General features: G+C 40.9%; 11 protein-coding genes and 1 pseudogene. 5 read left to right on the forward strand and 7 right to left on the reverse strand.

Translation table 11 applies throughout. From position 1 onward, the window contains the following. Positions 1-147: 147 nt before the first annotated feature. The gene (locus tag G2999_RS09380) at positions 148-1,725 is read right to left on the reverse strand and encodes a SulP family inorganic anion transporter (RefSeq protein ID WP_010180953.1); all 1,578 of its coding nucleotides are present in this window, start codon (positions 1,723-1,725) and stop codon (positions 148-150) included. 83 nt (positions 1,726-1,808) lie between these two features. Continuing rightward, positions 1,809-2,369 (reverse strand): metal-dependent phosphohydrolase, encoded by a 561-nt coding sequence (locus tag G2999_RS09385; RefSeq protein WP_010180952.1) that lies wholly within the window; start codon positions 2,367-2,369, stop codon positions 1,809-1,811. 246 nt (positions 2,370-2,615) lie between these two features. Between G2999_RS09385 and G2999_RS09390 the strand changes: the two genes are divergently transcribed. Together G2999_RS09390 and G2999_RS09395 are read left to right on the forward strand one after the other, a co-directional pair. After that, positions 2,616-3,575: an AEC family transporter gene (locus G2999_RS09390; RefSeq protein ID WP_010180950.1), complete on the forward strand. Its 960-nt coding sequence runs from the start codon at positions 2,616-2,618 to the stop codon at positions 3,573-3,575. Between the two features lie 9 nt (positions 3,576-3,584). Next, positions 3,585-4,094: a hypothetical protein gene (locus G2999_RS09395; protein ID WP_010180948.1), complete on the forward strand. Its 510-nt coding sequence runs from the start codon at positions 3,585-3,587 to the stop codon at positions 4,092-4,094. Here the strand turns inward: G2999_RS09395 and folA are convergent, their stop codons facing one another. Continuing rightward, positions 4,095-4,604, reverse strand: coding sequence for a type 3 dihydrofolate reductase (gene folA / locus G2999_RS09400; RefSeq protein ID WP_010180946.1), 510 nt, complete (start codon positions 4,602-4,604; stop codon positions 4,095-4,097). It lies immediately after the preceding gene. Positions 4,605-4,668: 64 nt separating this feature from the next. Between folA and G2999_RS09405 the strand changes: the two genes are divergently transcribed. Both G2999_RS09405 and G2999_RS09410 read left to right on the forward strand, forming a co-directional pair. Further along, entirely contained in the window at positions 4,669-5,130 is a 462-nt protein-coding gene (locus tag G2999_RS09405) for an isoprenylcysteine carboxylmethyltransferase family protein (RefSeq protein WP_010180944.1), read from the forward strand. A 73-nt stretch (positions 5,131-5,203) separates the two neighbouring features. Further along, positions 5,204-5,899 carry a hypothetical protein gene (locus G2999_RS09410; RefSeq protein ID WP_010180942.1) on the forward strand — a complete coding sequence of 232 codons (696 nt, stop codon included), beginning with the start codon at positions 5,204-5,206 and terminating at the stop codon, positions 5,897-5,899. 74 nt (positions 5,900-5,973) lie between these two features. Here the strand turns inward: G2999_RS09410 and G2999_RS09415 are convergent, their stop codons facing one another. The 4 genes from G2999_RS09415 to rplU all read right to left on the reverse strand — a co-directional run bounded on the left by G2999_RS09415 (position 5,974) and on the right by rplU (position 8,384). After that, positions 5,974-6,345 carry a VOC family protein gene (locus G2999_RS09415; protein WP_010180940.1) on the reverse strand — a complete coding sequence of 124 codons (372 nt, stop codon included), beginning with the start codon at positions 6,343-6,345 and terminating at the stop codon, positions 5,974-5,976. Between the two features lie 129 nt (positions 6,346-6,474). Then, complete coding sequence (cgtA, locus tag G2999_RS09420) at positions 6,475-7,632, reverse strand: Obg family GTPase CgtA (RefSeq protein ID WP_010180938.1); 1,158 nt, start codon at positions 7,630-7,632, stop codon at positions 6,475-6,477. A gap of 167 nt (positions 7,633-7,799) precedes the next feature. Further along, entirely contained in the window at positions 7,800-8,057 is a 258-nt protein-coding gene (gene rpmA, locus G2999_RS09425) for a 50S ribosomal protein L27 (protein ID WP_010180935.1), read from the reverse strand. A gap of 15 nt (positions 8,058-8,072) precedes the next feature. Further along, a complete protein-coding gene (gene rplU, locus G2999_RS09430; protein WP_010180932.1) occupies positions 8,073-8,384 on the reverse strand; it encodes a 50S ribosomal protein L21 in 312 nt (103 codons plus the stop codon). A 281-nt stretch (positions 8,385-8,665) separates the two neighbouring features. Between rplU and G2999_RS12305 the strand changes: the two are divergent. Further along, positions 8,666-9,217 (forward strand): annotated as a pseudogene (locus G2999_RS12305) (polyprenyl synthetase family protein); the annotation flags it as partial. Positions 9,218-9,230: the final 13 nt, after the last annotated feature.

The following is a 9,230-nucleotide window of genomic DNA, read 5'->3' on the forward strand; positions in this document are numbered from 1 at the left end:
GTCATAAAAGTTTCATTTTATGAAATGGAGCGAACGCTTATTAGTTATGTGGCGAGATTTAGGTAGTGCATAATTAAGATAACAGCTACGAACAACAGCCACCATACTGATGATGATAGCTGTTGTCGTATCTAGAGTTAGATAGGTTTAACCTAATTCATCCGTCGCGACAAAGTAACGCGGATCTTCGTTGACGTTAATTTCAACGTAACGAGATGCTTTACGCAATAACACACGACATTCTGGAGAGATATGACGAATATGCAGTTTTTTACCTGCTGCTTCATATTTACCTGCTAGCGTATCTAATGCATCAATACCCGATGAATCCCAAATCCGCGATTCATTGAAATCAATCACCACATCAGTCGGGTCATTTTCTGGATCAAAGATCTCTTTAAAGTGGGTTACCGAACCAAAGAATAAAGGACCTTCTAATTCATACACTTTCCAGCCATCTTTGTCATCATGGGTCTTTGCAGCGATATGGGTCGCATGTTTCCATGCGAACACTAAGGCTGAAACGATAACACCAACAACTACCGCAATCGCTAAGTCAGCGATCACTGTGACAAAGGTCACAAGGAATAACACGAACGCATCTTCTTTGTTCACACCGCGAATAATTTTGAATGATGCCCACTCAAAGGTGCCTATCACTACCATAAACATCACACCAACCAAGGCTGCTAATGGGATCATTTCGATAAGTTGTGAAGCAAAAAGGATAAAGCCTAATAATACTAGCGCAGCAGTGATCCCTGATAATCGACCTCGACCACCAGAATTAATGTTGATCATAGACTGACCAATCATGGCGCAACCACCCATTCCACCGAAGAAACCATTAACCGTATTCGCAACACCTTGACCAATACATTCTTTGTTACCACGACCACGAGTACTGGTCATCTCATCGATTAACGTTAAGGTTAATAACGATTCAATCAAACCCACTAAACATAGAATTATCGCGGTAGGTAATACGATATAAAGCGTTTCAAGCGTAAACGGTACCATTGGGATAGAGAAGCTAGGTAACTCCCCGGCTAATGTTGCTGACGCTTTTTCCGCTTCTGGTAGCATATCACGGACAAAATCAATGACCGTGCGCGCTTCTAAATCCAAACCGTGTACCAGTCCTGTCACTACGATTATCGCCGCTAGCGATGCTGGAACCGCTTTGGTTAATTTAGGTAAAAAGACTATGATCGCCATCGTTAATGCGGTTAAACCAAGCATTAAATACAGCATCTCACCTTGCATCCATGTTTGGATACCAGTAGTTTGATCAAAGATTTTGAACTGCCCAAGCTGGGCTAAGAAAATCACAATTGCCAGGCCATTAACAAAGCCAAGCATAACAGGATAAGGCACTAAGCGGATAAATTTACCGAGCTTAAATACCCCCGCTAGGATTTGCAGCACACCGGCAACCACAACAGCAGCAAATAAGTATTGCACCCCGTGTTGAGCGACTAACGCGACCATCACAACAGCCATTGCCCCAGTAGCTCCAGAAATCATCCCCGGACGACCGCCAATCGCTGAAGTTATCAAGCCCATCATAAACGCTGCATAAAGACCCACCATCGGCTCTACGCCTGCGACAAACGCAAACGCTACAGCTTCTGGTACTAATGCCAATGCCACAGTAATGCCTGATAACACATCGTTTTTCACGTTGTTATTGGCAAACTTACCGGCAAAATCAAAATTAAACATACTTTGTTACACCCATAAAAAATTCGGGTGCAGGGTAGCATATTTAAGGATATATTGCCGTTAAATATCTGTTAACAGATTAACTAACCTATCGCGATAGGCTGGTCATGAAATACCTTGCGCATAAGTGGAATAAAACTGTCTAGCGGATCCACTTCAAAATCAGGATCAAAAGCGGGTGCATCCCATTCATCCACCAATTTACAAGCCAATGGATACCAAGATTCATGTTGCCATTGCAAGCGTAAATCTGTAGGTGCGCCTAGATACTCATAATAATATTCACCTTGGAAGGCTTGATGGTTATACACCACATGATAACTGTCTTCAGAAATGTATGGGCGCATCATTTCTGCAGCGATTGCACCATGATTAGGTACATTAATGACTTTTGCAATATCATGGCACAAAGCAATCACAATATGTTCATCACTCGCTCCATCGCGACGGGCTAAGGTACCCGCCATTAACGCATGTTGCAGTTGATCACAAGCAAACCCTAAGGTGTGTTGCTCGAGCGACTGGAGCATGCCAATGAATCGGTCTGCGGTGTTTTTGAACTCTTCATAATGCGCTGCACCAATAATTTGCCAATCTTCGAGAGTGCCATCTTGCATCCGGGTAAAGCTAGCCTGCTGTGTCATGATCGTATTCCTTGCTTGCTAATGAAAACGTCATTAGATTACCAAACAACTATTCTAGTCGTCCAAGTAATGTTATTAATTTGTAAAAATCAGTTAGGGTGATGTCTGTTTGATGAGAGAAAACATCAACTCGCCAACTGATAGCTTTGACTCAATCTTACTATTTGGGAACAATCTATTATTTCACGTGAGTTCTCACCTTTAACCCCTTATAATCTTGATATACATCACACAGAAATTTCTAAAATGAATTCACCCGCGCTTATTACTGCACTCCTCGTTATCGCCCCAGTCATGTGCCTGATTATTGCTGGAGTGGTGTTTAAACGCGTCGGTCTGATGAGTGAAGCGTTTGTTGAAGGTGGTTCAAAACTCATCTACAACGTGTCATTACCTGCATTACTGTTTAATGCTATCTATACTGCTGACTTTAGCACTGCCGCGAATCCAGATTTGATCCTCACCAGTGTGATTGGCACCATCATATTTGTGCTATTAATGGTGTTAATGTGCCAATTTATTATTCCTGAGCGAACTGACCGTGGTGTTGTTATTCAAGGGGCATATCGTTCAAATATAGGCATTGTGGGTCTGGCACTCAGTGCCAACGCTTACCCTGAATTTTTTGCAACCGCATCGGTCTTTATGGCGTGTACCACCTTAATCTATAATTTATTGGCCGTGTTATTACTCAATTTTTATTCTGACAAACAACACTCTGTTAAAGATAACATTATCGCCTTACTCAAAAACCCAATCATAATATCGATTGTACTTGCGCTAACGGCATCTTATTTTTCGGTACAATTACCCGGTGTCGCAAAAGTGAGTTTGGCGTATTTTGCCCAGCTCACCTTACCACTAGCATTACTATGTACCGGGGCTTCGTTAGAGTTTTTTGCAATGCGCGCGGCAATTGGTTCCATGATCATGACCAATATTGCTAAATGTCTTCTATATCCAGCTGTTATATTATCTATTGGATATACATTAGGTTTAGGAGGGGTGGAAATGGGCATTTTGTTTTTGATGAGTGCATCACCCACAGCTGCAGCTAGCTATATCATGGCAAAGAAAACCAATTCAAATCCGGTGTTAGCTGCCAATATTGTCGTCTCGACAACGGTTATCGCTATCCCCATTATGATGGTATCCATGATTATATTAATTCAGTATGGCATCATTGCCCCTGCCACTCTTGAATAAGGTCAAATTATGCCGCCCATTGTTCGATTATTACTATCTGCATTAGTCGCGTTTTGTTTTTATGGGGGGTGGGCATACTTTGCAAATATGTCATCAACAGTGTCAGCTGAAGCGTTATGGCAAGTAGCACTAGTACAAGCTTCTACCAGCGCAGCCATTACGTTTGGCTTTACGTTAATCACAGAATGGAGTTATCGACGTTTTAAAGCCAGCTGTGTCTCGTTTGCGTTTGTCACTCCGCTCTTATGTTTACCCTACCATCACACGCCATACGCATCCCAAATAAGGCGAAGCTTTAATCAGCTACTGGATAAATCGGCTGGATATTTGCGGGAGAACCGATTCACTGGCGCATTATTTAGTCCACTCATACCCATGAGCGTACAAGGGATCATTGTCATCAGTGTGAATGTTATTAACGAGACACCTAACCTCTGGCTAACCGTGACTCCTTCTATTTTATTTAGTGGAGTTTATGGATATATTTACACCTTCAGTTTATACAAAAAAGACCGATAACTAAGTCTGTCTTTGTAATGTGACGAATTCGTAATCGTGTGGGTTTTTTTCGTCTCTTTGATGCTGCTCACGACTCACTTCTTCCCATTGACCATACTCAGTCCAATCTGGAAAAGTAGTATCTCCAGCGACAGCTTTATCAATAAAGGTCAAATGCAGCGTCTGAGTATGTTCAATTAATAAGGCATAAATGCTACCACCACCAATGATCATTACTTCATCTTCCTGTGCACACAAAGCAAGAGCTTCATCAACGCTATACACAACGGAGGCATCTTCTAAGTGATAATCAGGATTCGTAGTAATAACGATGTTATGTCGACCTGGCAATGCCTTACCAATAGACTCATAAGTCTTTCGACCCATGACCACAGGTTTACCCATTGTGGTGCGCTTGAAATGCTGTAGATCAGCCGGCAAATGCCATGGCATATCATTGTCAGCACCAATGATCCGGTTGTGTGCCATCGCAACAATTATGGCAAGTTTAGAATTGTGTGTAGTCGTCATTATTTTGCACTTTGATTAATAATTTGCTTAACTATAGTTTACTGCTAAAGCCATGATTAAGACCATGAATTTCTTAGAATTAAAAATTCCACCCGTTGCTTTATTGCTAATTGCTATATCAGGAATGGGTTCTGCACAACTTTATTTGCCTAATTTAGGCTTACCTAACGGATTTGCTTTAAGCTTAGCTATAATAAATTTAACTATTGGACTGACTATTATCATATTGGCTGTATGGCATTTTCGTAAGCAGCGCACGACAGTTAATCCTCACTTTCCTGAGAATAGTTCATTGTTAATTACATCAGGTATTTTACAACGAACACGAAATCCTATGTATTTAGGATTTGTCTTCGTAATTATTGCAGCAGGCTTAGACATGCAAAGTTTTTTATTTCCTATTGTTGCTATTGGTTTTATATTATATATAACACGTTTTCAAATCATCCCAGAAGAGCGTGCTTTACTTAAGCTTTTCTCACAAGAATTTGCCCAATATACAAAATCAACTCCACGCTGGATTTAGGTCGCTATTTATTTTTAATCAGATTATTATTCAATCACTAAACACAATATAACATTTAGGATAGACAAAAACCGTGTCTACCAGACATTTAAAACTATTCTTCATTAGTGGCCTTGCACTGCTCTTATCTGCATGTGGCTCTACTCCGCAAGGATTTATACCGCTGGTCAAAAATGTGGTGCAAGAAGATGGGAAAAGTATTGGATTTGCTTATATCTCACCTAAAGCCAATGCTACGACCAATATTTATGGTGCAAATTGTTTGTTATGTTATGGCGTTGCCTCGGCACTAACGAGCGCTTTAGATACTCACTTAAAAAATACGATTTCAGCTGATGAATTATTGGTGTTGAAAACTGCTGTTATTGATAAATATAAGTCACTTGATGTTGATTTGATTGAAACCAATTTATCCTCACCGATTAATAAAATGAAGAAATTCAAAGGGGATATCGGATTCGCTAAACGTGATTTCAGAGTGCTTAAAGACACACTCGGTTTAGACATGCTAGTTGTCCTCGACATTCGTGAACATGGTGCGTATAGAAGTTTCAGTAGCTATATCCCAAATGGTGATCCTCAAGGCTATGTTGCAGGATTAGTGTATACCGTTGATTTAAATACCAATGCATATGTGCAATATATGAGGTTTAATGAATTAGTTCAGCCTCAAGGTGAGTGGGATGAACCTGATGATTTTCCTAGTGTCACCACCGCATATTATCAAGCATTAGAAAACGTGAAGTACTATATTGCCAGCCTATTGTAAAAGTGGAATCATAATAAAAAAGGTCACCTCGCTAGGTGACCTTTTTTGTATCTCATTATTATCTCACTGGATATTTAGCCAAAATGACTAAAGACTCCTTTATTCCCGTCAGGATCTTTAAAGTAACCACCATAGAATACGTCAGGGATGCGCTGACCAGGTTCACCGTCACATGTTGCGCCAAGTGATAAGGCTAATGCATGTAACTCATTTACTTGTTCTTTTGAGCCGGGAGAAATAGCAAACATATTACCATTACCTGGATGTGGATCCTGTTCGTTGTAAGGCACGCAGATCGAAATCATTGGCTCTTGCATTGATTTACCAATAAAAATAATACGATCCATTTTAATCAGGGTTTTTGCACCTAAAGGAGCGAGTAAAGCATTGTAGAAGGCTTCAGACTTTTCTAAATCCGATACACCAAGAGTGATATAGCTTAACATAGAGACCTCGTTATTTTGATGATAATGGTACTGTTGATAAGACAGCAATACCATTATCACGCTAGAGGATTTTGACTTATTTGTAAAACACTTATGGGTAATTTAAGCGTTTAGTTTAATGTTAGATAACTATACATAAAACGTATTAGGGTGATCATCATCTTCATCATCCCAATCGTCATCATCTTCATCAACGTCTACATGCTCTGCAATCACTTTTTGATGATAAGCATCCCATTTGAAATCAACTTCTTCTTGCTCTTCTTCTGCTGTCACATCATCAGGCAATGATTCAAGATAATCCATAACATCCCGACAAACAGTGTCGACATTTAGCTTTTGGAATGCAGAAATTTGATAATAATTTTCAATGCCCAAGTCATTTGCAATTTTTTCACACAATGCTTGCGCTTCATCTTCGAACATCAAATCAATTTTATTAAACACTAACCAGCGAGGTTTCTTGGCGAGTTTAGGAGAGTATTGCTCAAGCTCTTTGATGATCGCATTAGCATTTTCTACTGGATCACTGCCATCCGCCGGCATTATATCGACTAGATGCAATAATACTCGGCAACGTTCAAGATGCTTTAAAAATTGTATGCCTAAACCGGCCCCATCAGAGGCACCTTCGATGAGTCCTGGAATATCTGCAATCACAAAACTTTGCATCGCATCCATACGCACAACACCTAAGTTAGGCACAAGTGTTGTAAATGGATAATCAGCAACTTTAGGTTTTGCTGCAGAAACACTTCGGATAAAGGTCGATTTGCCCGCATTCGGCAAGCCAAGCATGCCTACATCAGCTAATAGCATCAGCTCTAGCAGCAAGTTACGGATTTCACCAGGTGTGCCATTAGACTTTTGACGTGGAGCGCGGTTAGTCGAACTCTTAAAGCGTGCATTACCTAAGCCGTGGAAACCACCTTGAGCAACTTTAAGACGTTGACCGTGCTTAAGTAAGTCGCCTAGCACTTCTAACGTATCTTTATCCGTCGCTCGAGTACCTACAGGTACTTTTACTTCCAAATCTGCACCGCCTTTACCAGTACAGTTAGCCCCTTGGCCATTGGTACCACGTTCAGCACGATGAAACCGCTCAAAACGATAATCAATCAAGGTGTTTAAATTTTCATCAGCGACTAAGTAGACGCTACCACCATCACCACCATCGCCGCCATCAGGGCCGCCCTTTGGGATGTACTTCTCTCGTCTAAAACCGACTACGCCGTTGCCACCATCGCCCGCTTCGACGCGAATTTCTGCTTCATCTACAAATTTCATGACTACTTATCTTACTCAATATTATCGCTTGTGAACCTTAATTATACACGCATCAAGGCTAGGTTGCGCACTTCATCCATAAAACACGCAGAAATTAATGCTTTTGACGGTGCCAAAAACAAAAAACCCCGCTAAGTGCGAGGTTTATAAGAATCTTGTAGTATTAATTACTCAGCAACAATACTTACGAATTTACGATTCTTAGGACCTTTAACTTCAAACTGAACTTTACCGTCAGTTAAAGCAAATAAAGTGTGGTCTTTACCGATACCCATGTTGTCACCGGCGTGGAACTTAGTACCACGTTGACGAACAATGATATTACCAGCTAATACAGATTGACCGCCGTAGCGCTTAACGCCAAGACGTTTACTTTCTGAATCGCGACCGTTTTTGGTACTACCACCAGCTTTTTTATGTGCCATGTGTTAGCTCTCCTATTATGCGTTGATACCAGTGATTTTCACTTCTGTGAACCACTGACGATGACCCATCTGCTTACGTGAATGCTTACGACGACGGAACTTGACGATTTTTACTTTCTCGCCACGACCATGTGTAATCACTTCTGCAGTTACTTTACCACCGGCTACATAAGGTGTGCCGATCTTAACATCTTCACCATTGCTCACCATCAAGATGTCATCGAATTCTACTGATTCGCCTGGGGCGACTTCGATTTTCTCTAGACGAACGGTTTGGCCTTCAGCCACACGGTGTTGTTTACCACCACTTTGGAAAACCGCGTACATATTTAACTCCGCTCTGCGTACAAGGACGCTTTATTTAAAAATTAGGGCGCAGAGTATACGTAAAATGATAATTTGATACAAGTGATAATTTTAGTTTTGTAATAAATTCTAGCGTAGGGCACGACTTTAGGCGTATCTCTGTGATTTATTTGTCTATTAGCGGGAAAAAACCAGATAAACGGGCTGAAATTTTTCAAAATTAATGTAACATTAATATATATTATTTACATCCATTTCCCATATTTGGACCTCAGCAGTAAACACTATTCATGACCGAAACCATGCACTCAGACGATATCAAACAACTTGCACATGATGACATGCAGCAAGTTAACCAATTGATCCAAACTCAAGTTGACTCTGATGTCGCGCTGATCCAGCAACTCGGTTTTTATATTGTGAATAGTGGTGGGAAACGTTTAAGACCCCTACTATGCGTGCTATCAGCTCAGGCATTAGGTATCACCAACCAACAACACCACCATTTAGCTGCGATTATTGAGTTTATCCACACTGCAACTTTATTGCATGATGATGTTGTCGATGAATCTTTATTACGCCGTGGTCGGGAGACCGCGAACGCATTATTTGGCAATCAAGCCAGTGTGTTAGTCGGTGACTTCTTATACTCACGTGCATTTCAGATGATGGTCGAATTGGATAATATGAAAGTAATGCGTATTTTATCTGACGCGACGAACAGAATTGCGCAAGGTGAAGTCATGCAGTTGATGAATGTCAATGACCCAAACACCACGGAACAAAGCTATTTTGATGTCATTTATAGTAAAACTGCACGTTTATTTGAAGCGGCTACTCAGCTAGCAGCAGTGTAACCGACCAGAC

Origin of the sequence: Glaciecola sp. HTCC2999 (assembly GCF_000155775.1) — a bacterium.
Classification (GTDB): Bacteria; Pseudomonadota; Gammaproteobacteria; order Enterobacterales; family Alteromonadaceae; genus Opacimonas.